Raw genomic sequence first — 26,856 nt, 5'->3', positions numbered from 1 at the left:
GCCGCGGTTAGTCGCGCGTGGCGTACACCTCGTGCAGTTCAGTGCCCGCCAACGACGGGTCTTGCCGCGCGCGTGTGGTGAACCCGCGCGCGGTGAGCACGTCGCAGAATCGGGCGAGTCCGTTGTTGCGGTCGTGCACTTCAGCGACAACGGAACGGATACGCGGCCAGTCGGCGTCGTCGATGCCCATGAGCACGTCGAATTCGGCGCGTTCCACGTCGATTTTCAGTACGCCGACCTCGGCGGTGGGGTCGTGTTTGGCGAGGAGCGCGGAGACGGTCGTGACCTCGACGTCGATCTGCTCGCCATCATGCAGGCCCTCGGTGATCATCGTGATGGCGTCGTCGGGCAGGCCGCTGTTGCGCAGAAACACCCTGGTCGCTTCGTCGTCGGCGGCTTTGTCGGCGTAAAGGCTGGAGTTCGCCGTCGCGCGCGGGTACACGGTGAACGGCAGCACGCCCGGTTCCGCGCCGATCGCGGCTTCGAGCGCCAACCCGCCGGGCACGTGCGCGGACATGTTGCGGTGCAGGCAGTCGTAAGTGAGCGGGGCCGGTTCGGCGGCGATCACCCGAACGCCCGGCGCGGTGTCGGCGAACATCATCGCCGACAGGCCGATGTTGGCGCCGATGTCGAGCGCGACGTCGCCGGGTCGCAACGTGGCCGCCGCTTGCCGGTAGAACCCGTCGTCGACCATCTCGTTCCACAGCATCCGCGCCTCGGCGGGGCTGATGCAGGCCACCGAGCGACCATCGTCGAGGCGAAGCTGCTGTGCTGCCGTTGTCATGAGGTCAGGAACCTTTCGATGATCGGGCCGATCTCGGCGAGCGCGGCCGGGTGGGTGAGTTCGAGATGTCGGGCGTCGAGCACGGTGTTGTGCACGGTGCCGCTGATGAACGGGGTCCAGGTTGCGGCGATCGCGGCGGTGTCGGGGCGGTCCTTACCCGCGGTGAAGAACACGAGGTCGCCGTCGAAGACCTGTGGTTGGTATTGCTCGGCGATGGTGCCCGCGGTGTCGAAACTGCGCATCACGCGGTCGAGTTGGTCGGCGGTGAAGAGGCCGGTGTTGGCGATTTGGCCGCGAATCACCTGCCACGCCTCGTCAGAGGTCCGCGCGGTGACGGTGTCGCCGAGTTCGAAAAGTTCACGCCAGCCGCCGAGGAGGTCGGCCATGACCTCGCCGGGGCCCGCTTCGCTCGTCGACTCCGGCGCGGCGGCACCGGCTGCCGCGTCCATCATGGCGAGCAAGCCGACCTGCTGGCCCTGGGCTTGGAGCGCGGTCGCGACGGCGTGAGCGATTTCGCCGCCGAGCGACCAGCCGAGCAGGTGATACGGCCCTTCCGGTTGGACCGCGCGGATTTCTGCGACGTAGCGGTCGGCGAGTTCTTCGATCGACGTCGCCAGTTCCTCCCCCGCGACAACATGCGGGTCTTGCAGGCCGTAAACGGGTCGCGCTGGGTCGAGGTGGCCGACGAGGCCGCCGTAGAACCAGGCGAGACCGCCCGCTGGGTGAATCGCGAAAAGCGGGCTCGCGTCGCCTGCCGGTCGGAGTGGAAGCAGTACTTGCAGACCCGAAGCGCCGGTCGCGTCGTCGGCGCGTTGGGCGAGGGCGCGCGGGGTTGCGTCGTCGAACATCCACGGCAGCTCGACACCCACTCCGCGTGAACGCAATTCGGTGACGGCGAGGGTGGCGAGCAGGGAGTTGCCCCCGAGGTCAAAGAAGCCGTCGGTGCCGTTGACGTGCGCGACGCCGAGGGTAGTGGCGAAGACTTCGGCGATGAGGGCCTCCGAACGTGTTCGGGGCGCATCCGTTTCGCTCTTCGCTGTCTCAAAACTGGGGGCTGGCAATGCCTTTCGGTCCAGCTTGCCGTTGACCGTCATCGGGATCGTGGGCAGCACCATGACCGCCGACGGGACCATGTAGCCGGTGAGCACCTCGGCTGCGGTTTCGCGCACCTCATTCGGGCCAAGCGCGGTGCCGTCGGCGGCGACCACGTAACCGACGAGTTGGTCGACGTCTTGCGCGTGCCGGACCACTGTGGCCGCCGCCTGCGCGACGCCCGGATGCCGGAGTAGCGCGGCTTCAATCTCGCCCAATTCGATTCGGAATCCACGCAATTGGACCTGATCGTCGGCGCGACCGAGGTAGTCAAGTTCGAGCTTGTTGCCTGCCGTGCGGCGCCAGCGCCCGACGTCGCCGGTGCGGTAGAGGCGGCCACCGGGCGCGCCGAACGGGTCGGCGATGAACCGGCCTGCCGTGAGCGCGGCCTGGTCGAGGTAGCCGCGCGCGAGCTGGTCGCCGCCGACGTAGAGGTCGCCGCGCACCCCAACCGGGACTGGGTGGAGGCGTTCGTCGAGGACGTGGACCGCCAGCCCGGGAAGCGGCCGACCGATGCCGTGTGTGCCCGCGCGATCGACGTCGGCGAAACTCACGTGAACGGTCGTTTCGGTGATCCCGTACATGTTGATCAGTCGCGGAGCGGAGGCGGGTGGGGCGTCGAACCAGTCGGCGATGCGGGTGGCGTCGAGTGCTTCGCCGCCGAAAACGACGTAGCGCAGGGCCAGATCGTCGCGGGCGCGGCGGCGGTTCGCGTCGACGAAACCGTAGAAGGCGGAAGGGGTTTGGCTTAGGACCGTGACGCCTTCGTTCGCCACCAGTTCGGCGAACGCGTCAGGGTCGCGGCTGGTTGGGTAGTCGACAACGACGAGTCGACCGCCCGACAGCAGCGCGCCCCACATCTCCCAGACCGCGAAGTCGAACGCGTAGGAGTGGAACAGGGTCCACACGTCGTCGGGGCCGACATCGAACCGTTCAGCGGTGTGGGTGAAGAGGGTCACGGCGTCGCGATGGGTGACGGCGACGCCTTTGGGGCGGCCGGTTGAGCCGGAGGTGTAGATGACGTAGGCGAGATTGTCGGGGTGGGCAGCGGTTGTCGAGCCAGCCTGCCCGCCTGCTGCGACCCGGCCGCCCTGAGCGCCGGCTACGCCAGCCGGGCCGGTGGAAGCTGGGCTCGCCCAATCGTCGGCTGCGTGAGCTGGGCTGGCCGGAGCGTCGGCTGCGGTTACCTGGTTGCCCCGTCCGTCGGCAGTGCGAACTGGGCTGGACAGAGCGTCGGATCGGGTTACTCGGCTGCCCCGAGCGTCGGCTGCGTGAGCTGGGCTGGCCGGAGCGTCGGCTGCGGTTACCTGGTTGCCCCGTCCGTCGGCAGTGCGAACTGGGCTGGACAGAGCGTCGGATCTGGTTGCTCGGCTGCCCCGAGCGTCGGGTGCTGGGGAGGTGTGAGCGTCCGATGTGCTCACTAGGCCGACCAGCCTGTCAAGCAGGACTGTCGGACCGGCGAAGTGGGGTACCTGGCTGACGGTCGACGAATTGGCAAGCAGCGCAACCGGGGTCGCGTCGTTGAGGATGTAGGTGAGGCGGTCTGCGGGGTAGGTGACGTCGACGGGGAGGTAACCCGCGCCGGTTTTGGCTACGGCAAGTAAGCCGACTACCAAGTCCGTCGAACGCGAGAGCGCAACGGCGACAAGGGTTTCCGTGGTCGCTCCCGCGTTGATGAGGGCGGCTGCGAGTTCCGTTGCGCGACTGTCTAGTTCGGCATAGGTCAGGGTGCTTGTTCCGTCCGTGACCGCCGTCGCGTGCGGCGTCCGCGCGACCTGCTCGGCGAACAAGTCGGCGAGCGTCGCTTCGGGGACGGCCGCGCCCACCTCGACCGTCGCCTCGCCGATCAGCGCCCGTTCCCGCGCATCGAGGAGCTCAAGGTCGCCAACGAGGGCGGCCGGGTTCGCCGTCACCTGGTCGAGTAGTCGCACGAAGGCCGCGCCGAAGCGGTGCATCGACTCTTCGGCGAACAGGTCGGTCGCGTAGGTGAGGTAGCCGTCCAGGCCGAGCGGGGTGCCGTCGGGGGCGAGTTGTTCGGTCAGCTTCACATTGAGGTCCGATTGCGCCTGTTCAACCGCGTTTTCGATGGCTTCGATCGTGAGGTCATCGAGGGTCAGCTTCGCGTCGCTGAGGTTCTGGTAGTCGATACTCACCTGGTAGAGCGGCAGGTGCGCGGTGGAACGCGGCGGGTTGATCGCGTTGACGACCTGCTCGAACGACACGTCGATATGCGCGAGTGCGCCCAGGTCAGCGGCACGAACCTTGGCTAGCAGGTCGGTGAACGACTGCTCGGGGCGCACCTCGGTCCGCAGCACGATGGTGTTGACGAACATCCCGATCAGGTCGTCGAGTTCGCGCTCGCCACGCCCGGACACCGGGGTGCCAACGGCGACGTCGGTCGTCGCGGCAAGCCTGCTCAGCAGGACGGTGAGCGCGGCGTGCACGACCATGAACGGGGTGGTTCCGGTGCTCGCGGCAAGCTCGGCGATGCGGGCGTGTAGGGCGGCGTCGACCGTGAAGGGGCTTGTCGCGCCGCGCATCGACGCCACCGCTGGGCGCGGGAAATCGGTTGGCAGTTCTAGCAATTCAGGCAGATCGCTGAGCGTTTCGCGCCAGTAGTCGAGCTGGCGGGACAGCAGCGACGTCGGGTCGTCTTCGCTGCCGAGCACCTCGTGCTGCCACAGGGCGTAGTCGGGATAGTGGACGGTGAGCTCGGGCCACGCGGGCGCGTCGAGATCGGCGGTGACCGCGTGATAGGCCGCAGCGACGTCGCGAGCCAGCGGCGCCATCGACTGGCCGTCGGTGCAGATGTGGTGCACCGCGATCACGAGCACGTGGTCGTTGCGGCCGAGTTCGAAGAGTTCAGCGCGGATCGGCGGCGCTTCGGTCACCTGGAAACTTTGGTGGACAACCGCCTGAATTGCCTTGGGCAGCACCGATTCTTCGACAGCCACTGGGCGCAACGCTGGCACCACGTCGGTCGCGTCGACGACCACCTGATGCGGGACGCCGTCGATCACGGGGAACTTGGTGCGCAGCGATTCGTGCCGCTCAACGACCATCGCGCACGCGGTTTGCAGGGCGTCGATGTCGAGGTTGCCGGTCATGCGGATGACGAGCGGAATGTTGTAGGCCCCGATCGAGGAATCGAGCTGATTGAGGAACCACATGCGCTGCTGCGCGGGCGAAAGCAGGACGGGGTCGTCGGTGGTGCGCCGGGTGAGCGGCGGGCGATCGTGTTGCGTTGCGGTGCTGAGGGTTTCGGCAAGGTCGGCCAGAACCGGGTTCTCGAAAATGTCGCGGACGGCGACGCGAACGCCAAGGACAGTGCCTAGTCGGGCGGCGAGGCGCGTCGCGGTGAGTGAATTGCCGCCTAGGTCAAAGAAGTTGTCGCCCATGCCCGTTCGCGCTGTACCAAGCACTTCGGCACAGATGGTGGCGACGGCTTCTTCGGTTGGACCGACAGGAGCGCGGTAGTCGGCCGTCACGAAGTCCGGTGTCGGCAGCGCGGCCCGGTCGAGCTTTCCGGTGGTGGTGAGCGGGAGGTCATCGACGAAGACGCAGACGTCGGGAACCATGTGCGCGGGGAGTCGACGTCGTGCGGCGGTGCGGATATCGGCCGGGGTAACGCTGGCCGGGGTGTCGTCGGCAACCAGGTAACCAACCAGGTGGTCCACGCCAACGTCGTCGGTGCGCAGGCCAACCACCGCGCGGCGCACGCCTGCCAGGTCGGCGAGCACCACTTCGATTTCGCCCAGTTCGATGCGCTGACCTCGGATTTTGGTTTGGTGGTCGGCGCGACCCTGGTAGTCGATGGTGTGGTCGGCGGTCCAGCGGGCGCGGTCGCCGGTGCGGTACATGCGGGTGCCGGGGTCGAAGGGGCTGGCGACGAACGCGGTCGCGGTGGTCGCTGGCCTGCCAAGGTAACCGCGCGCGAGTTGGTTGCCGCTGAAGTACAGATCGCCGGTGACGCCGGGCGGCACAGGGCGCAGTCGGTGGTCGAGGACCATCGCCGACATGCCGCGAATCGGTCCGCCGAGCGTCACCGGTTCCGTTGGCGACAGCGCGTCACTGATGGCGACCATGATCGTGGTTTCGGTCGGCCCGTACCCGTTGTGCAGGGCGCGGCCCGGTGCCCATGTGGTGGCGAGTTCGGGCGACACGGCTTCGCCGCCGGCGACGAGCACGTTGAGGTGGTCCGCGATGTTGTCGGGCGACATCGTCGCGAGCACGGTCGGGGTGAGGAACGCGTGCGTAACGGCGTGTTCGGTGATGAGCTCTTCGAGTTCGGCACCGGCGTACACCTGCGGTGGGGAAATCACGAGCGCGGCCGAATTTGGATGTGCCATGAGGATTTCGAGCATGACGGCATCGAATCCTGGTGCGGCGCACTGGAGTACGCGCGAGTCGGGTACCACGGCGTACCGTTCCCGTTGCTCGGCGACGAAATTCGCGAGCCCGGAGGTGGTGACCGCGACGCCCTTGGGTGCCCCGGTCGTGCCGGAGGTGTAGATGACGTAGGCGATGTCGGTGGGGTGTACCGCACGCGTGCGCAGGTCGGCGGGGGTTGGCTGAAGGGCGGCAAGGGCGACGGCCGTGGCGGGGTCGTCGAGCACGGTAAGGGACCAGCGCCCGTCGGGTGCCGCGGTGCTCACAGTGTGCGTACCTGCGGCGACCTCGCTGAAATCGAACCCGCGTTGCTCAGTACGTCGCCGCGCCGCGCTTACGGTGTGCGGGCCTGCCGAAGCCTCACCGGTCGCATCAGTGTCGGTCGCGTTCGCACCGACGTCGCCTGAGCCGGGGACGTCAGTGCCGGACGCGTTCGCACTGACGCCGCCTGAGCCGGGGACGTCGTCAATGCCGGTCGCGTTCGCACTGGCGCCGCCTGAGCCCGGGACGTCGTCAATGTCGGTCGCGTTCGCACCGACGTCGCCTGAGCCGGAGACGGTGGCCGCAGCCCCAACTTCGCTGAGGCCGGACATGTTTGCGGCGGAATCGGCCGAAAGTTGCCGCACGACATCGGCCACGGTGAGTACCTGCTCTGCCCCGCTGTCGGCGAGCATCACCGCCAGTCGTTCGGCGGGGTTGCGGGGGTCGAGCAACGCCGGGGCCGCGCCCAGTTCGGCAAGCGCCCAGATCGCGGTGATGAGTTCGGTTGAGCGAGGCATCACGACGCCGACGACGTCGCCGGTCACGACACCCTTGGTGTGCAGGTGCACAGCGAGTTGCCGTGCGCGCGTTGACAATTCCGCGAACGCGAGCGAATCAACTCCGCCGGTCACCGCGATGCCGTCGGGCCGCGTCGCAAGTCCTCGCCGCAGCAAGTCGATCAACGGTTCCGCCGGTTCGCCGCGACGGCCACGTGCTGGGGCGAGCGCCGCGCGGTCGGCGGGCGACAGGAGGTCGAGGTCGCCGACACGGCTGGTGCTGTCGCTGGCGATGGCGCGCAACACTCGCTCAACACGGTCAGCCATCCCGGCGGCGATCGCTTCGGCGACGCGCGACGGCTGGTAGCGGACGCGCACGTGCAGCGTGTCGGTGTGGTGCGCCTGCACGGTGATGGGGAAGTGCGCGGCATCGGTGCCGGTCACGTCGGTCACGCGCACGCCGTCGATGGCGGTGTCGCCCATGCCGGTGCTGTCGACCGGGTAGGACTCGAAGGCGACAAGCGTGTCGAAAAGCTGCCCGCGCCCGAGCGCGCCGAGGATGCTCGACAGTTCAACGTGATGGTGTTCGAGCAGTCGCGTCTTGTCGTGCTGGAGCTCGCGCAGCGCGTGCGCGATGGTTTGGTCGGGCCGCACCCGGACTCGCGCGGGCAGCGTGTTGATGAAGAGGCCGATCATGGATTCCACCCCGGCGAGGTCGGCTGGCCTGCCCGACACGGTTTCGCCGAACACCACCTCGTCGCGCCCCAGTTGCGCGGAAAGTACCGTACCCCAAGCGAATTGGACGATGGTGGACATCGTCACGCCGGTGGTTCGCGCCAGGTCGACGAGCGCGGCGGTCACGTCGGCAGGCAGGTCGACGGCGAGGTCGATGGGCACGTCGACGGTGGTGTCGACGCCGGTCGCCCCGATGAGCGTGGGTTCGTCGACGTCAGCAAGTTCGTTGCGCCACAACTCGATTCCGGCGGTGAGGTCGCGTTGCCCGAGCCAGGAGAGGTAGTCGCCGTAGGACGGCGCGGGCGGAAGAGCGGCACCGTCGACGGCGTAGAGCGTGACGAGGTCGCGGAGCATGAGCGGAAGCGACCACCCGTCGAGCAGGAGATGATGCGCGGTGATGATCAACTGATGCTCGTCGGGACCGGTTTCAACGAGCACGAACCGCACGAGCGGGGCGTCGGCGGGATCGAACGGGAGGGAACGCTCGGCAGCGAGGATCGCGTCGGCAGCGTCGGCCACGTCCCCGTCCAGACTCCTCACCGTGCGCCACGGCACGTCAACCTCAGCCGGGACGACCTGCGCCAAGCCTCCCTCAGCTGTTCGTGCGAAGGCCGCACGCAGGTTCGGGTGGCGGTGCAGCAATGCTTCGGCCGCGCGGCGCAAGCGGGGCGCGTCTAGCGGGCCCGTCAACGTCATTGTCGACTGCGCGGTGTAGACGTCCAGGTCGCCCTCGGCCAGTTCGGCGTGGAACAGCAAGCCCGTTTGTAGTGGGGCAAGCGACCACACTTCGTCGAGGGGGCCGTAGCGGTCCGCGAACATCTCAAGGTCAGTGGTGGTGAGCGTGACTAGTGGGGCGTCCGATGGGGTTAGGCCCCAATCCTGTTCCGCTTCAACCACTTCCACGATCTCCACAAGCGCCCGCGTCCATTCGGCGGCGAAATCCTCGATCTCCTGAGCGTCGAAGAGCCGGGTCGCGTACCCGATGCGACCCGAAATCGCCGGGCCGTCGGTGGTGTCGACCACGCTGACGTCGACGGTCAGCGGCGCGGCTGCGGGCATGTCGGGGTCGAAGGCGCCCTCGCGGTCGAATTCCTCGCTCGCAGGTACCCACGCGACACCACTGAGCGCGCTCAAGTCGACGCCAGCACGACCCAGGTTGTTGAAACTCACCTGCGGCTGCACACCCCCGGCCAGGTCAGATTCTGGATCGAGGTAACGCAACATCCCGTAGCCAACGCCGTTATCCGGCACGGCACGCAACTGCTCTTTGACGACCTTCACCGCAGCACGCGCGTCGCCATCAGGGCCGACCGTGAAGTCAACCGGGTACGCACTCGTGAACCACCCAACCGTGCGCGAAAGGTCAGCGCCGGGAACGAGTTGTTCGGTGCGCCCATGACTTTCGAGCAGAATCCGCGCGCCATCGTGTTCGCCGCGCCCATGCGCACGCCGCCACCGACCAAGCGCCCGCACCAGCCCGGCAAGCAACGCGTCGTCCACCGTGCCGCGCACCACGCGCCCCATTTCGCCAAGCAGGGTGGTACTCAACGCGACCGGCAACCGCAGACTCGTCTGCGCGACACTCCCCTGCACGTCAAGCGCGGGGTCGAACTCGGCCCGCCCAAGCAGCGGCTCAGCCCGCTCCCCCATCGCCGCCCAGAACTCGGCCTCGCCCCGTCTTGATGGCACCGCCGCAGTCAGCGCGTCGGCCCAGGTCCGCATCGACGTCCCCACCGGCGGCAACTCAACCGTCTGCCCGTCAACAAGCTGCTGCCACGCACTGACGAAGTCCGGCAACAGGATTCGCCATGAGACGCCGTCCACCGCAAGGTGATGAACAACGATCAGCGCGCGACCTTCCGCCCGCGAACCCGCCGCTGCGGACAGCTCCCCGACGAGCCCGTCGACCACAGCACTCCCCGGCCCAGAACCGACCGCAGCCTCCGGCACCAGCCGAACCACCTGGACCATCACGCCAGCGGCCGGATCAAGCCGCTGAGTCGCCGCCGCGAGCGCCTCCTCTGCCACGGCTGCGAAACCCGGTGTGCCCGGCGCATTTTCGCGCGAGAACGTCCGCGTCGTCACCAGCGAGTCCACGTCAACCGAACCCACCGGCCCAACAACCAGCCCACCCGACGCAACCCGCGCCCGTAACACATCGTGGTGGTCAACCACCGCGCGTACCGTCTCCACCACCTGCGAAACCGGTGCGTCGGCGGGCAATTCGACCAATACCGACTGCGCGAAGCGGTCGCCGCCGCCACGGCCGAGGAACCACGCGACGATCGGGGTCGGCGCGACTTCGCCCACTCCCCCACCAGGCAGTTCAGCCAAGCTCACGCGACGCGCATCCGCCGCCACCGCGGCCAACCCACGCACCGTGCGGTGTTCGAAAATGTCGCGTGCGGTGACCGCGATGCCCGCCGACTTCAATCGCGACGCCAACTGAATCGACATGATCGAGTCGCCACCCAGGGCGAAGAAGGACTCATCAACGCCGACCACCTCAACGCCAAGCACGTCAGCGAAGACGCCAGCGATCGTTTCCTCGTCGGCCGTCTCGGCGGGCGCCACCGAAACAACCTCGTCCACAACAGGTTCCGGTAATGCGCGTCGGTCGATCTTGCCGGTCGCCGACATCGGCAACGCATCAAGCACCGTCACCGACGCGGGCACCATATGCTCGGGCAGCCGCGCCGCCAACTGCTCACGCACTCCGGCTATATCGACCGAAACCCCGTCGGCGGCAACCACATACGCGGCCAAGAGCGGTTGACCAGCTGACCCACGCGTACTCACCGTCACCGCGCGCACCACTCCCGGGCACGCGAGCAACGCCGCGTCGATCTCACCCAACTCAACCCGCTGCCCGCGAATCTTCACCTGGAAATCGGCGCGCCCCACGTACTCAAGCGTGTGTTCCGGCGTCCACCGCACGAGGTCACCCGTGCGATACATCCGACTTCCCTGCGGTCCAAAGGGATTCGCGACAAAAGCGCCTGCCGTGATCGCGGGCCGGTTCACATACCCACGCGCGACCGGCTTGCCCGACACATACAGCTCGCCAACCACCCCAACGGGCACCGGTCGCATCCGCTGATCCAGCACCGCCGCGTGCACCCCGACCATCGGCGCGCCGATCGTGATCGGGTCGCCCGGCCGCAGCGGCGCGCTGATGCTCACCGCGATCGTCGCCTCACTCGGCCCGTACACATTGTGGAAGCGACGCGCGGGCCCAGCCCACGTCTCAACCAGTTCGGCGGGCAACGCCTCACCACCGACAGTCACCATCCGCAACGCGTCCAGCCCAGCGGGCGACACCGTCGCCGCAACCCCGGGCGTGAGGAACGCGTGCGAAATCTGGTGATCGGCAAGGAAATCCGCGAGCGGCTGCCCGGCGTACACGTCCGGCGGCGCGATCACCAATGCCGCGCGCGCGGTGTGCGCCATCAGCGACTCCATCAGCGTCGCGTCGAACGCTGGCGCCGACACCTGCAACACCCGCGACGTGGTGTCCATCTCGTAGTGCACGTGCTGGGCGTCAGCGAACCCGGCCAAGCCCTCGTGCGTGACGACAACACCCTTCGGCACGCCCGTCGAACCGGAGGTGTAGATCACATACGCCGCGTCGTCAAGCCGAATCGGTCGGGCCGGACCGGCGAAAGTGCCAGCAGCAGCGGCGATTTCGTCAACAACAGCAGGATCGTCGAGCGACACCCACGGCACCCCGTCCGGCACACTCTCGAACGCCTCCGCCGACGTAATTCCGAACAACGCACCCGAGTCGCGCACCATGTGTGCGAGCCGGTCCGCCGGATACCGCAGGTCAAGCGGTACGAACGCCGCACCCGTCTTCGTGATCGCCCACAGCGCGACGTGATAGTTCAGCGAACGCGGAAGTCCAACGGCGACAAAGACACCGGGTCGCGCACCCCTCCGCGCAAGCAGCACCGCGAGTCGGTCCGACAGCTCATCCAACTCGCCATACGTGAGCGTCTGCCCGTCGCCGATCAACGCGATCGCGTCGCGGTCGGCGGCCGCGTCTCCCGATAGCAACTCCGGCAGCGGCCGGGCGCGCACCGGACTTTCCTGCCCGGCGGGAACCAGTTCGACCCGCTCTTCCTCGTTGAGCAGCGCAAGGTCACCGATGGGCAGCTCAGGATCCGCGCATACCTGGGCGAGCACCCGCAGGAACCGGTCGGCGAAGCGTGCGGCAGTCTCTTCATCGAAAAGGTCAGTGGCGTAGATGATTTCGCCGACGATGCCCGCATCACCGGCCTGTTCGTTCAACAAAACAGTGAGGTCAGTCTTGGCTTGGGCGACCTCGGGATCTAGGACGTCGACCGTCAAATCGTCAAGCTCAAGGTGCGTCGTCTCCGCATTACGGAACCCGAGCATCACCTGATAGAGCGGGGAAAATGCCGTCGACCTGCCGCGATCCAATACCTCAGCGATGCGCTCGAACGGCACGTCCGCATGAGCGAGCGCTTCGAGGTCGGTCGCGCGCAGGTCGGCGAGCATCTCCCGGAACGGCTGGTCGTCGGTGAACCGGGTCCGCAAAACGACGGTGTTGACGAACATCCCGACGAGTTCGTCCAGTTCCGGCCGACCACGTCCCGCGACGGGCGTGCCGATGCTGACATCGTTGGTGTGCGCGGTCCGCGCGAGCAGCAGCGCAAGCGCCGCGTGCAGGACCATGAACACCGTGACGCCCTCGCGCTGCGCCACCTCTCCCACGGCCGCCGCCAGCTCGGGGCTCACCGTAAACTCAACGCGCCCACCATCATTCGACAACACGGCGGGCCGTGGTCGATCGGTCGGCAGTTCAAGCAGCTCAGGTGCGTCCGCGAGCGTCCGCGACCAGTACGCGATCTGCCGCGCGGCCAGCGAAGTCGAATCCTCTTCTGCCCCAAGCAGATCACGCTGCCACCGCGCGTAGTCGGTATAGGTGACCGGCAACGTCGGCCATTGCGGATCGGTGCCGGTCCGGCGCGCGCGATAGGCAGCGAAAACGTCACGCGCGAGCGGTGCCATCGACGCCCCGTCGGCAGCGATGTGATGCACGACGACAACGAGCACGTGCTCATGCGAACCGACAGCGAACAACCGCGCCCGCGCCGGAAAGTCAACGGCCACATCGAAACCCGCGTCCACCTCGGCGCGCAACAACCGAGCCAGCTCGTCGTCATCGCGCGGCCTACTCACCGGCAGGTCAGCGATGCCGGCACGCACCACCTGGTGCGCGCTCCCGGTCGCGGTCGCCGAATACACCGTGCGCAACGGCTCATGCCGCTCCATCACGTCCAGCATCGCCGACCGCAAGGCGTCAACGTCGAGTTCGCCCGTGAGTCGCGCGGCGAAGACGATGTTGTACGCCGACGACGCCGGGTCGAGTTGGTTGAGAATCCAGATTCGGCGCTGCGCCGCCGCGAGCGGAATCTCGTCGGTGCCGGTGTGATGGACAAGCGGCACGCTCGAATAGCGATCACGCACCGCGAGCTGCTCCGCGAGCTCGGCGATAGTGGTGTTCTCGAAAATGTCGCGGACGGTCACGCGCACCTGCAACGCGGCTTCGGCGCGGGCGGCGAGCTGCGCGGCAGACAGCGAGTTGAGACCAAGGTCGAACAGGTCCGCTGTCACGCTAAGCTTGTCGATGCCAACGATCTCGGCGACGATCTTGGCCAGCACCGCCTCCCGATCGGTGCGGGCCTCGTAGTCGGCGAGCAGACGTTCTTGCAAGTCAGTGGGGTCAATTGTCTCGTCGTGCCGGACGGCGGCGAGCGCGGCCCGGTCGAGCTTGCCAGTTGCGGTCAGCGGGAAACCGTCGAGCACGATCACGCTCGCGGGGACAAGATACGCGGGTAGCAGCCGACCCAACCGCTTACGCAGCTCGCGGCCATCAAGGTCGTTGCCCGCCGTCGGCGTGACGTAACCGGTGATGCGGTCGGCGGTCACGATCGCGACCGCATGGCCCACATTGGGCAGTGACGCGAGCGCGTTCTCGATGTCGCCTGGCTCAACGCGTTGGCCGTGGTACTTCGCCTGGAAATCGACGCGACCAACGTACTCAAGCACTCCGTCGCGAGTGCGGCGCACCAAATCGCCTGTGCGATACAGCCGTTCGCCCGGCGCACCGAAGGGGTTGGCGACGAACCGCGCGCTGGTCAGGTCGGACCGGCCGTGATATCCGCGCGCCAGCTGAATCCCCGACACATACAGTTCGCCGACGACCCCGGCGGGCACCGGGCGCAGTCGCGTATTGAGCACGTGCGCCGCCATACCGGTGACGGGCGAACCGATGGGCACGGCGGGAGCAAGCGCACCCGCACCACAGCGGTGCGACGTGATGACCTCAGCCTCGGCGGGGCCATACCAGTTCGCGAGCGTGGCCCGCACAAAAACAGTCCGCGCCCGCTCAACTGTGCGCTGCGCCAACGCCTCTCCCGCGACAAACACCCAGCGCACGTTCGGCAGCGCCGTCATCGACGGCTGTTCCAGCAGCACGTCGAGCATTGACGGCACGAAGTGCACCGAGGTGATTCCTTCGCGCGCAATGGTTTCGGCGAGGTAGCGCGGATCGCGATGACCGCCCGGTTCGGCGAGCACGATGCGCGCACCAATCTGCAACGGCCAGAACAACTCCCACATCGCGATGTCGAATGTGAGCGGGGTCTTGTGTAGGACAACGTCGCAGCCGTCATGCGGGAATGCTGTTTGCGCCCATGCCAATTGGTGCATCGTCGCGGCGTGGGTGAGTGCGACGCCCTTGGGCGTGCCGGTCGACCCAGACGTGAACAGCACATAGGCGAGGTGGTCGGCGCGCAGGGGCGCGATGCGATCCGCGTCGGTCACCGGCGCGGTCGAGAAGTCGCCGCCCGGTTCATCGACCACGATCACTTCGGGCCCATCGACAGGTAGCGCCGATCGACTCGCGGTCGTGGTGACCGTGAGAACCGGCTTGGCAACCTCGATGGTGTGCGCGAGTCGCGCGACCGGATTCGCCGGGTCAAGCGGCACAAACGCCGCACCCGACTTCACCACCGCGTACACCGCGACAACCAGGTCAATCGAGCGTTCCACCGCGACCGCGACCGTGGTTTCCGGTCCCGCACCCGCCGCGATGAGGCGTCGGGCGAGCTGATTGGCGCGCGCGTCCAACTCGCGATAGGTCAGGTTTTCGCCAGCCGCGTCGACCAGTGCGACCGCATCCGGCGTCCGCGCGACCTGCGCGTCAAAGGCATCAACCAGGGTGTGATCGGGATCGACCAGCGCCGCGAATTCCGGTGTGCCCGAGTCGCTTTCCACCAGCGCAATGTCGCCTGCGGCGATACCTGGGTTCGCCGTGACAGCCGATAGCACCGTCACGAGTTGGTCGGTGAACCCGCGCGCGGTCGTTTCATCGAAAAGGTCTGTCGCGTAGGTGAGCCGAAGGCCAAGTCCCCCTTCGTCTTCGGTGACCATCAGCAGCAGATCGCCGATCGCCGGATCGCTGCCCACATCGATCGAACGGATCGCCAACCCGGGCAGCTCAAGTACCGCCGGTGCCATGTTTTGGTAGGCAAGCATCACCTGGAACAGCGGGGCGTGGGCGGTCGAGCGGGCCGGGTTCAACACCTCAACCAGCTGCTCGAACGGGGTCGCGGCGTGGTCGAACGCCTCGACGTCGGTGCGGCGGGTGAGGTCAAGCAGGTCGGTGAACCGCTGGTCGGGGCGCACCCGGGTGCGCAGCACGAGCGTGTTGACGAACATGCCGACGAGGCGGTCCAGGCTGCGGTCGCCGCGCCCGGCGAACGGGACGCCGATCACGATGTCATCGGTGCCCGACAGCTGCGCGAGCAGAACAGCAAAAGCCGTGTGCAACACCATAAATGGGGTGACCCCGTGTCCGCGCGCGAGGTCGGCAACGGCCGACGCGACGTCGGCGGGCACCCGGGCGTGCACCGTCGCACCCTGGTGCGTTTGCGTGGTGGGACGTGGTCGGTCGCTAGGCAGGGTGAGCACGTCGGGGAGGCTCGCGAGCTGGGTGCGCCAATAGGTGAGGTCCGCGTCGCCTGTTGTCGCGAGTTGGTCGCGCTGCCACAGCGCGAAGTCAGCGAACTGCACCGGCAGCGGCGACCAGTTCGGCGCGACCCCATCGGTGCGGGCCAGGTAAGCGGTCATCAAGTCGGCGACCAGCGGTTCGACCGAGAAACCGTCGCAGTTGATGTGGTGCACCGCCATCGCGAACGCGTACGCGTTGTCCGCCGCACCGATCCGATAGAACGCGACGCGCAACGGAGCGCCCGCCGAGACGTCGAAACCTTCGCTGAAGAAGGCGCGTAATTCCTCGGCGAGCGCGTCGTCCGACTCGACCGCGCGCGGGGTGAGGTCGGCGTCGGCGAGGGCGGTGTCGACGGGCAGGACCGCTTGCGTTGGAGTGCCGTCGTAGGCGGGGTAGGTCGTGCGCAGGATCTCGTGACGTTCGACAACGTCACGCAAGGCAGCGCTCATCGCTATGACGTCAACGGGCCCGTCGAGGCGAATCGCAAGCGGCACAACATAAGTCGCCGTGTCGGGCTCAAGTTGGTTGAGTAACCACATACGCGACTGGGCGGGCGAGAGCGGAACCCGGTCAGGCTTGGGCCGCGCGAACGGGCCAGCGGCGGCGGCACCGATGAGCCTGCTGCGGTCGATCCAGTCGGCCAGCTCCGCGACCGTCCCCGCTTCGAACATGGCTCGCACCGCGATGTCGACGCCGAGTACCGCGCCGATGCGACTGAGCGCGCGGGTGGCGAGCAGCGAGTTGCCGCCGAGGTCGAAGAAGTTGTCGTCAGCACCGACGACGGGGCGGTCGAGAAGTTCGGCGAACACGCTCGCGATGGTCTGTTCGATCAGGCCGTTCGGCGCGCGATACCCGGCGGTTGTCGCGGACAGGTTCGGCTCGGGGAGAGCGCGGAAGTCGATCTTGCCGTTGCTGGTGAGCGGGATCGCGTCAACGGCCATCACCTGCGTCGGCACCATGTACGCGGGCAGTCGCGTGCTGAGGAACGTGCGCAGTGGATCGGTTGTGCCGCTTGAGGTTACGACGTAGGCGACAAGCAGCGGCTCCCCCGCGACCGTCCGCACACTCGCCACCGCGGCCCGCACGTCCGGGTGTTCGCGCAGGGCGGCTTCGATGTCGCCGAGCTCGACGCGCAGGCCACGGATTTTGATCTGCGAATCGCGGCGGCCGACATAGTAGAGCTGCCCGTCATCCTCAAGGCGTACGAGGTCGCCGGTGCGGTAGAGACGCTTGCCGGGTGTCGTCGCGAAGGGGTCGGCGACGAACGTGGTCGCGGTGAGCCCGGGCCGCGCGTAGTAGCCGCGCGCGAGTTGTTCACCGCCCAAATACAATTCGCCGATCGTGCCGACGGGCACCGGGTGCATGCGGGAATCAAGAACGTAGGTGGCGACACCCGCTTCGGGCGTGCCGATCGGGACGGACGCGCCCAGGTCCTCAATCTCGTGGGCGGTCGCGCTCACCGCCGCTTCGGTCGGCCCGTAGAGGTTGTCGATGCGCGCGGAACTCACGTCACGGAAGCGACCAACGGTGACCGCGTCGAGCGGTTCGCCGATGCAGAGCACTTGGCGCAGCGAAGCGAGGTCGTCGGCTGTCGCGGTGTCGAGGCAGGCGGCGAGCAGTGACGGAACGAAGTCGGCGATCGTGACGCCGTGCCGCGCGATTAGCCCGGCGACGGCCATCGGGTCGTTGTGCGCCTCCGCGTCGGCGACGACGAGACGCGCACCAGAAGTTAAGGGTCCGAACAACTCCCAGATCGACAGATCGAAGGTGACCGGCGTGCGGAGCAGGCCGGTATCGTCCGCGTCGATCGCGTAATGCTTGGTAAGCCAACGCAATTGGTTAGTCACGGCCCTGTTGGTGACCGCGACGCCCTTGGGCACGCCGGTCGAACCCGACGTGAAGATCACGTAGGCGAGGTGCTCGGGACGCAGCGAGGCGGTTCGGTCAGCGTCGGTGACTGGGCGGGAATCACTTGCCCGACTGGATAATTCGTCGAACGTCCACTGCGGCTTGTCGAAGGGCAGCGGGGTACTGGCAACCGCCGCATCCGGTCGCGCGGTGTCGAGAATGGTGCGGACCCGGTCTGCTGGATGATCGGGGTTCAGCGGAAGATACGCAGCGCCCGCGGTCTCGATGGCATACAGGGTGACGAGCAGGTCGACGGAGCGTGGCAGCGCGACCGCGACCAGCGAGCCTGGACCAAGACCTACCCCGATGAAGGTACGTGCGAGCGCGTTGACGCGATCCCCAAACTCGCGGTACGACAGACGTTCTCCGGTCACGTCGTCGATCAACGCGGTGCGTTCGGGTCCCCCGTTGACCTTGGCGGCGAAAAGGTCGGCAAGTGTCGAAGGCCCGGGGACCGGTGTCCGACCACGCGCGTGACCGGCGAGCCGCACCTCTTCGTCGCTCGCGAGAATCGCCAGGTCACCGACCGGTCGCGTCGGATCAGCGAGCACACCCGTCAACACCGCGACGAAGCGGTCAAAGATCGGCACGATCGATTCGATGTCGAAAAGATCAGTGGCGAAACCGAATTCGACGCCCATCTCCGCTGGTTGTCCATCGGCATCCACATTGTCGACCAGCGTGAGATGCAAATCGTATTTGGCGACACCGGGATTGAGCAGTTTCGCGTCAACGGTGAGCCCGGCCATGCTCAAGGTCGGGATGTCGATGTTCTGGTAGGAGAAACCGACCTGAGTCAGGGGCGCGTGGGCGGTGCTGCGGGGCGGATTGAGCACTTCAACGAGTCGTTCGAAGGGCACTGACGCGTTGTCGAACGCGCCAAGGTCGGCTTCGCGGGCGTGGTCGAGCACATCGAGGAACGACGCGGCGGGCGCAACGGGGACGCGCAGGACGAGGGTGTTGACGAACATGCCGATGAGCGGGTCGAGCGCGGGCACGCCACGACCGGCGACCGGGGTGCCAACGGCGATGTCGTCGCTGCCGGACAGACGAGCGAGCAGCACCGCGAACGCGGCGTGAGTCACCATGAACACCGTCGTGTTGTGTTGGCGGGCAAAGTCGACGAGCGCGCGATGCAGGGGCGCGGGGATGCTCGCGGTCATGGTCGCGCCGTCGAACGACTGCTGCGGCGGGCGCGGGCGGTCAGTGGGCAGGTCGATCACTTCGGGCAGGTCAGCGAGGGTGCCGCGCCAGTAGTCGAGTTGTCGTGCACCCGCGCTCGCGCCGTCGGTGTCGTCGCCGAGCAAGGCCTGTTGCCAGATCGCGTAGTCGGCGTACTGGACAGCCAGTGGCGACCAGATCGGCGCCTCGCCTGCGGCGCGCGCAGCGTATGCGGTGGCGATGTCGGCAGCGAGCGGTGCGAGCGACGAGCCGTCGATGGCGATGTGGTGCACGGTGAGAATCAGGACGTGCTCGCTTGGTGCGGTCTTGAGTACCGAAATACGCACGGGCACTTCGTTAATCACGTCGAATCCGGTCGCGATGATCTCGCGGATGCGGTGGTCAACGTCGGCCGTGACGGGCTCAACGATGATCTCCGGCATGGCTTCGTCGACGGACAAGATTTCTTGGTAGGGGCCGGTGTCGCTGTCGGGGTAGCGGGTGCGCAAGGTTTCGTGCCGTTCGATGACGTCGGCGAAGGCCGCGCGCAGAGCGTCGATATCGAGGTGGCCGGTGAGGCGAACCTGGACCGGGACGTCGAAAACGGCAGCGCCTGGGTCGAAGCGGTTGAGGAACCACATTCGAGATTGGGCCGGGGACAACGGGATTCGCTCGGGTCGCGCTTGTCCGCCGAGGACGGCGTGCGTTTCTGTCGGGGTGAATCCATCCAGGCTGCGGGCGAGGGCGTCGACGGTCGGCGTTTCGAAAAGGGCGCGCACGCCGACGTCGGCGCCGAACAGCGCGCCAAGTCGAGCGGCGACCTTTGTCGCGCTCAGGGAATTGCCGCCCAGGTCGAAGAAGTTGTCGAGCGCGTTCACGTGCGCGACGCCGAGCACATCGCGATAAACCTCGGCGACGAGCACTTCCGTCGGGGTGCGCGGGGCGAGGTCGGTGACGGAGGTGAATTCCGGCGCTGGAAGCAGGGCACGGTCGAGCTTGCCGCTCGCGGTGAGGGGGAAGCGGTCGAGCACCATGATGGCGTCGGGGACCATGTGCGCGGGGAGGTGGTCACGCGCGCCCGCCCGGACCGCTTCCGGGTCGATGTCAGCGGAAGGTGCTGTGCGCGAACCATTTCCGACGACGTAGCCGACAAGGTGTTCGCCGTGATCATCGGAGCGAAGGACGACGACGGCGTGCGCGACGGCGGGATCTTGCGCGAGCACCGATTCGATTTCGCCCAGCTCGGTGCGCTGGCCGCGAATTTTGACTTGGTTGTCGCTGCGGCCGAGGTATTCGATGGTGTGGTCAGGGGTCCAGCGCACGCGGTCGCCGGTGCGGTACATGCGCGTGCCCGCGCCGGTGGGGTCGGCCACGAACGCACCCGCCGTGCGGGCTGGTCGGCCGAGGTAGCCGCGCGCCAATTGTACTCCGCCGACATACAATTCGCCTGTTACGCCGACAGGAACCGGGCGTAGTCGGCTGTCGAGAATCTGGGCGGTGACGCCACGAATCGGGCCGCCGATTGTGATCGAGCCGTCGGGGGCGATCGCGTCGCTGATCGCGACCATGATGGTTGTTTCGGTCGGCCCGTACCCGTTGAACAGGCTGCGGTTCGGTGCCCACGCGGCGCGCAGTTCGGGAGTCAGCGCTTCGCCACCCGCGACCAGGACACGCAGGTTGGGGACCGCGCCCGGTTCCATGGATGCGAGCACGGTTGGGGTGAGGAACGCGTGCGTAACCCCTTGGGCGGCAATGAGTTCGGTGAGCTCTTCACCCGCGTACACCGTCGGTGGCGAGACGACCAACGCCGCGCCGCCGGGGTGCGCCATGAGCAGTTCGAGGACGACAGCGTCGAAGCCGGGACCTGCCGCTTGGAGCACGCGCACGTCGGGGTCTACCGCGTAGCGTTCCTGCTGTTCGGCGGCGAAGTTAGCGAGACCCTGGTTGGTGACCTCGACGCCCTTCGGGACGCCGGTCGTGCCGGAGGTGTAGATCACGTAGGCGACGTCAGTGGCCGAAATCGCCCGTCCGCGTTCATGATCGGTGATCGGGTCGGGCGAGTACGTGGCGGTGACGGCGCGTGATGCTGGATCGGCGACGACCAGTTCCACCCAGGGGCCCGCTGGCACCGTTGCTTCGACATCGGTGCTGGTGAGCACGACGGTCGGGCGGCTGTCGGCGAGCATCGCCGCGACGCGATCGGACGGGTTGCGTGGGTCGATAAGGACAAGGGCCGCACCGGTTTTCGCGACCGCCCACATCGCGATCACGAAATCGGCCGAACGCGGGAGGACGAGTGCGACAACGCCGCCCGGCCGCGCGCCGTTCTCAATGAGCCTGCGCGCGAACCGGTTTGACTGTTCATCGACGTCGGTGAACGTGAGGGTGTCGGTGCCAGCGATGATCGCGGGCGCGTGGGGCGACGTGGCAACCCCGCGTGCGAGCAAGTCCGCGAAGGCGACGCCGGGGACGGCAGCGGCGCCGCGTACCGGCTGCAGTTCGGCGCGTTCGTCGCCTGCGAGCAGGTCAAGGTCGCCGACGGCGGCGGACGGGTCGGCGAGGATCGCGGTGAGCAGGCGAAGGAGGCGGTCCGTCATGCGTTCGACGGTGGGCGCGTCGAAGAGGTCGGTCGCATAGTTGACCCGCAGCGCGATGTCGCCGCCGGTGCCGTTGGCGCCAACGGTGAAGACGAGGTCGACCTTGGCCGGTTCCGCGCCAGGGTCGAGCACGTCGACGCGCACGCCGGGCAGGGTGAGCTGCGGCAGTTCGGTGTTGTCGAACGACAAATACACCTGGCAGACGGGCGCGTAGGCCGCGCTGCGCTGCGGTGCGACCGCGTCGACCACCTCGTCGAAAGGCAGGTCGCCGTGCGCGAACGCGTCGACGTCGGTCTCTTTGACGCGGTCGAGGAATTCGGCGAACGACTCCCCCGGGTCAACCGACGTGCGCAAGGCGATGGTGTTGACGAACATGCCGATGAGCGGCATGAGGTCGGCCTCACCGCGCCCCGCGATGGGTGCGCCGATGACGATGTCGTCACTGGTTGACAGCCGCGCGAGCAACACGGCGAGGGCGGCGTGGACGACCATGAACGGCGTGACGTCAGCGGAATGCGCGAGATGTTCGATGCCGGCGAAGAGCGGGGCGGGAATGCGGGAGGTGACGAGCCCGCCGTCGAGCGATTGCCGCGGCGGCCGCGGCCGGTCGCTGGGGAGGGTGAGCGCGTCGGGGAGGTCAGCCAATTGCGTTCTCCAGTACTGCAATTCGATGGCGCGAACGGAGTCGGGGTCAACGGCGCTACCGAGAAGCCGACGATGCCAGTCGGTGTAGTCGGCGTATTGGACGGTGAGCGGGGCGGGATTCGCGGCGGGAGTGTTTGTCGCACCCTCGCCGTTCACGGCAGCCGCACCATTCGTAGCAGACGCGAGGTCCGCAGCGACCTCGCCATTCGCGGCAGTCGCGGCGTTCGCGGCAGCCGCACCATCCGCAGCGGGCCTACCATTGGCGGCAAGCTCACCGTTTGCCGCAGATGCACGGTCTGCGGCAGCCCGGCTATTCGCGGCAGACACACCGCCGGCGACAGACGTACCACCCGCAGCAGCCGCGATGTCTGCAGCGGCCTCGTCCTTCGCCGCGGAGACACCGTTCGCGGCGGCAGCGGGGTTCGCAGCAGACGCGGCGTTCGCTGCGGTGGCGGCGTTCGCGGTGGCGGCGCCGGGGCTGTGGGTGCCATGCGCGATGTTTTCGCCAGTCGCGGAGCCAGTGCTGAGGGTGGCTGCCGGTGCGGACGACGCGCCCGTTCGGGCCGCGTATGCCGTTGCGAAATCGACCGCGAGGGGTGCTAGGGACGCGCCGTCGCAGCAAATGTGGTGCAGGACAAGGACGAAGACGTGGTCGTTCGGGGCCGTGGTGATCACCGTCGCGCGGAGTGGCGGGCGCGCGGCCAGGTCGAAGCCCTCGGCCGTCAGCTCGGCGATTCGGGCGTCGAGTGCGTCTGGGGCGACAATTTCGGGTGCCTGAGCACAGCCCGCGAGCGCGGCCGCTGTGGTCAGAATCTCTTGTGTCCCTTCATCGTTCACCGTGGGATAGCGCGTGCGTAGGCTCTCGTGCCGCTCAACAACATCGCCCAGGGCCGCCCACAGCGCGACGTGGTCGAGTGCGCCGGTGAAACGCAGGACGACGGGGATGTTGTAGACGCTCGACGAAGGGTCGAGGCGGTTCATCAACCACATCCGCTGCTGTGCGGGAGCGAGCGGGATCAGTTCGGGCCGGTCGACCGGGGCGAGGACGGGCCGCTGATGCTGCCGTGCGTTGCCGACTCGCGCCGCGAACGCCGCGACGGTCGGCGCGGCGAACAGGTCGCGCACCGACACCGCGCACCCGGTTACCTCGGCGGCGCGCACCACCGCGCTCGCCGCCGTGAGCGAGTTGCCGCCGATCGCGAAGAAGTTATCTTCGGCCCCAACGCGCTCAAGGCCGAGCACATCGGCGAAAACCCCAGCCAGCTGGCGTTCCATCTCGGTGCGCGGCTCGACGTAAGCAGCCGCCGTGGTCTCGGTGGGCTCCGGCAACGCGCGCACATCGAGCTTGCCGTTGACCGTGAGCGGAAGCTCCGCGACCACCATCAGCACACTGGGCAGCATGTACTCGGGAAGTCGCGAACTCGCTTGCGTAAGAACACTTTCCGTGTCGATCACCGCGCCCTCGTTGGGCAACACGTAACCAACGAGCCGTGCGGCGTCCGTACCTGCGCCGTGCACAATCACCGCCGCGGCAGCGACGGTGGGGTCGGCCAACAGCGCGGCCTTCACCTCGTCCAGTTCGATGCGGTAGCCACGCAGCTGGACCTGCTGGTCGGCTCGGCCGCGATAGTCGAGTTCGCCGTCGTGATTGTGGCGCGCCACGTCGCCGCTGCGGTACATCCGCGCGCCGGGTTCACCCCACGGGTCGGCGACGAAGCGCGTCGCGGTGAGCCCCGGCTTGCCGAGGTACCCGCGCGCGAGTTGGTCGCCCGCGACATAGATTTCGCCCCAGGCACCAATGGGCGTTGGGCGAAGCCTCCGGTCAAGGACCGAGGCGCGCAACCCCGGCAGCGCGGTGCCGATGCGACTCGCGGCGTCGGCGGTCGCATCATCGGGGGTGAGCGCGGCGTGGGTGACGAAAACCGTTGTCTCGGTGATGCCGTAACTGTTGACGACCACCGGGCGGTCCGGGTGGTCGGCGAACCATGGCGCGAGCGCGGCGGGATCGAGCGCTTCGCCGGAGAGAACGACCAGCCGGAGAGTGAGGGCGTCGCGATCGGCACCCCGCCGCGCCGCCGCCGCGAACTGGTAAAACGCCGACGGGGTGTGGCTGAACACCGTGACACCTTCGGCCGCGGTGAGCGCGACGAGATCTTCCGGCGCTCGCGCGGTGGCCTGGTCGACGACGACAATCCGCCCGCCCGTACTGAGCGGCCCAAACACTTCCCAGATCGAGTAGTCGAACGCGATGGAATGCAACCACGTCCACACGTCATCGCGCCGAACACCGAGGGCCGCAACAGCATTGGCGAGATAAGTGACCGCCGCGCGATGAGTGATCACGACACCCTTGGGCTCCCCCGTCGACCCGGATGTGAAGATCACATAAGCGGCGTCGTCACTCGACGGGCCGCTCTCGCCGTGAGCAGCAACCGCACCGCCGGACCCGGCACCCTCGCCAACGGCCGACCCAGTTCCGGCAGTAGCAGCCGCACCTCCATACCGCGTGCCCTCGCTAGCGGCCGAGTCTGCTCCGGGAGCACCAGCCATATCGCCCGACCGCGCACTCTCGCCAACAATCGAGTCCGTTTCGGGATCACCCGGCGCCCGTACCTGCGCAGACGGGTCCGTTCCAGCACCAGCAGCCGCCGGACCCTGCACCGACGAAGCGGGCACACCAGCACCGCCGGACCGCGTTCCCTCGTCAACGACCGAATCCGTTCCAGAATCGCCCGCCACCCCCGCTGGCGTCGACGAAACGACCTCGCCGGGACGGCGAGGCGCCTCCTGCGAACCTTCATCAGCAGGCTCCGCATGCACGGAAACCAACAGTTCAGGGGCCGACGGCACCACTGTCGCCGTCCGCGAATCAACAACAACCGCGATCGGATTCGACTGTCGCAGAATCGATTCCAACCGCTCACGCGGGTGCGTCACATCCAGCGGCAAGAACGCGGCCCCGGTCTCCAACACCGCGATTTCGGCCACGATCGCCTCGATCCCGCGCGGCAGCGACACCGCCACGATCTTCCCCGGCCGCGCACCCAACCCGCGCAGCACCGAAGCCAATCCCGCAGCACGCGAATGCAATTCGGCATACGTGACCGACGAAGCACCCTCGGTCACCGCAACCGCCGACGGCGTCGCGTCCCGCTGCCGCGCAAGCACATCGACCAACGTCTCAGCGGGCCGCACCCCGGGCGCAACCACGTCGACCACCTCATGCTCAGGCGCGAGCAACGGCAGATCGAGCAACGGCTGGTCGTCCGGAGCGGCGACGAACCGCCGCAAAAACTCGATGAAGGTGTCGGTGTGCACGTCGATATCGCGCTGATTGTAAAGCCGCTCATTGCCATGTAATTCGATCAGTAGCGGCGCGGCGGCCCCGGTGCGATAGAGGTTGATCTGCAGGTCTTCGAGCGCACCCGAGGTGAGCGCGTGATAGTGACCAACCGCGTCGCCGATCCGGATGTCGGAGTCGAAGAAGACGATATTGACAACCGGCCCAAAAGTGTTGGCGGAGTTGTCGATATCCGGCGAATCACGGCGCAAATCCTCGAAGCGATACCGCTGATGCCGCAGCGCCGAAACCAGCTCGGTGTTGGTGGTGCGCACCACCTGACCGACCGTCGTTGTCGCGTCGAGCGCGGTGCGGATCGGCACCATATTCGCCACCATCGCGGCCGAATCGCGCAGCCGTTTGGTGACACGCGCGCTCATCGGCACCGACAACGCGACCTCGTCAACGTCGAGCATCCGCGCGAGAAACACCCCAAACGCGGCGACAATCACCTGCGCGGCGGACGCGTCTAGTTCCCCAGCACGACGGTCAAGCAACGCGCACAACTCGTCAGGAAGCCGCCGTGCCGCGATCCGATCAAGCACGCTAGGCAATGCGGTGCGGCCGGAAAGCCCTGCGGGAGCGGGCAATCCGCGCACCTTGTCGAGCCAGTAAGCGCGGTCGGTCTCGAATCGTGCGCTGGCGCGGTAGTTTTCGTCGTCGGCGGAGATGTCGCGCAGGCTCGCACCCGTCCATTTCGCCGGAGCGCGACCTTCCCGCAGCGCGTTGTATCGCTCCGCGATCCGGCTAACGACGGTGAACGCGCCGTAGCCGTCGATGATGAGGTGATGACCGCGCGCATACCAAAGGTACAGGTCATCGCGTACCCGCAGCAGTCGGGTGACGACAAGTTGGTGGCGCGTGATGTCGACGGGTGCGGTGTAGTCGTCGCGCATCCACGCCAGCGCGGCGGCGAGTGGGTCGGCTTCGTGCCGGAAGTCGATAACGAGTTCGTTGAAGCTAATCCCACGGTCAACGAGCTGAAACGGCCTGCCATTGGCCTCAACGATCCGCACGATCAACGATTCGGTTTCTTGTGCGGTCTCGTGCACCGCCTCGTTGAACAGCTCAACGTCGAGTTCGCCGTCAATCTCGACGTACTGCGCGATGTTCGTGCCGCTGCTTGGCCCGCTATTGACGCTGTCAGCGAACCACATGCCTAGTTGTGCGGACGAAAGCGGAATCAGATCCTCGTTAGCGGCACAGCTGTCGACAAACTCCATAAATCTTCGACCCCTCGCATGTCCAGCGTCGAACCTCTGCCAGGGACTTTCCCTGCGGACCACTCCCGACCATAGCCCGACAGCAAATATCTGGCATCCAGATTGCCGGAAACACCCTAGTAACAATTACTCGGTGCCCCAACACAATTCGACATTCCTCGCATAGCGCATGATTTTTGTCGA

Annotated in this window: 2 protein-coding genes and 2 pseudogenes; all 4 read right to left on the bottom strand. The window is 67.3% G+C overall.

What is annotated here, in order from left to right:
• Positions 1–7: 7 nt before the first annotated feature.
• On the bottom strand, positions 8–784 hold the full coding sequence (locus IEX78_RS00855; RefSeq protein ID WP_188826780.1) for an FkbM family methyltransferase: 777 nt from the start codon (positions 782–784) through the stop codon (positions 8–10).
• Entirely contained in the window at positions 781–1,632 is an 852-nt protein-coding gene (locus tag IEX78_RS24835) for a thioesterase domain-containing protein (protein WP_444543785.1), read from the bottom strand. The genes IEX78_RS00855 and IEX78_RS24835 overlap by 4 nt, the downstream gene beginning before the upstream one ends.
• Positions 1,606–22,266, bottom strand: a pseudogene (locus IEX78_RS00850) (non-ribosomal peptide synthetase); the annotation flags it as partial. The gene IEX78_RS24835 and the pseudogene IEX78_RS00850, both read right to left, overlap by 27 nt.
• Positions 22,267–22,656: 390 nt before the next feature.
• Positions 22,657–26,673: pseudogene (locus IEX78_RS24830) on the bottom strand (condensation domain-containing protein); the annotation flags it as partial.
• Positions 26,674–26,856 lie beyond the last annotated feature (183 nt).

The organism is Nocardia camponoti (assembly GCF_014646135.1).
GTDB classification, from domain to species: domain Bacteria; phylum Actinomycetota; class Actinomycetes; order Mycobacteriales; family Mycobacteriaceae; genus Nocardia; species Nocardia camponoti.
The sequence above is the reverse complement of the archived record's forward strand: the minus strand, read 5'-3'. Positions and strand labels throughout refer to the sequence as shown.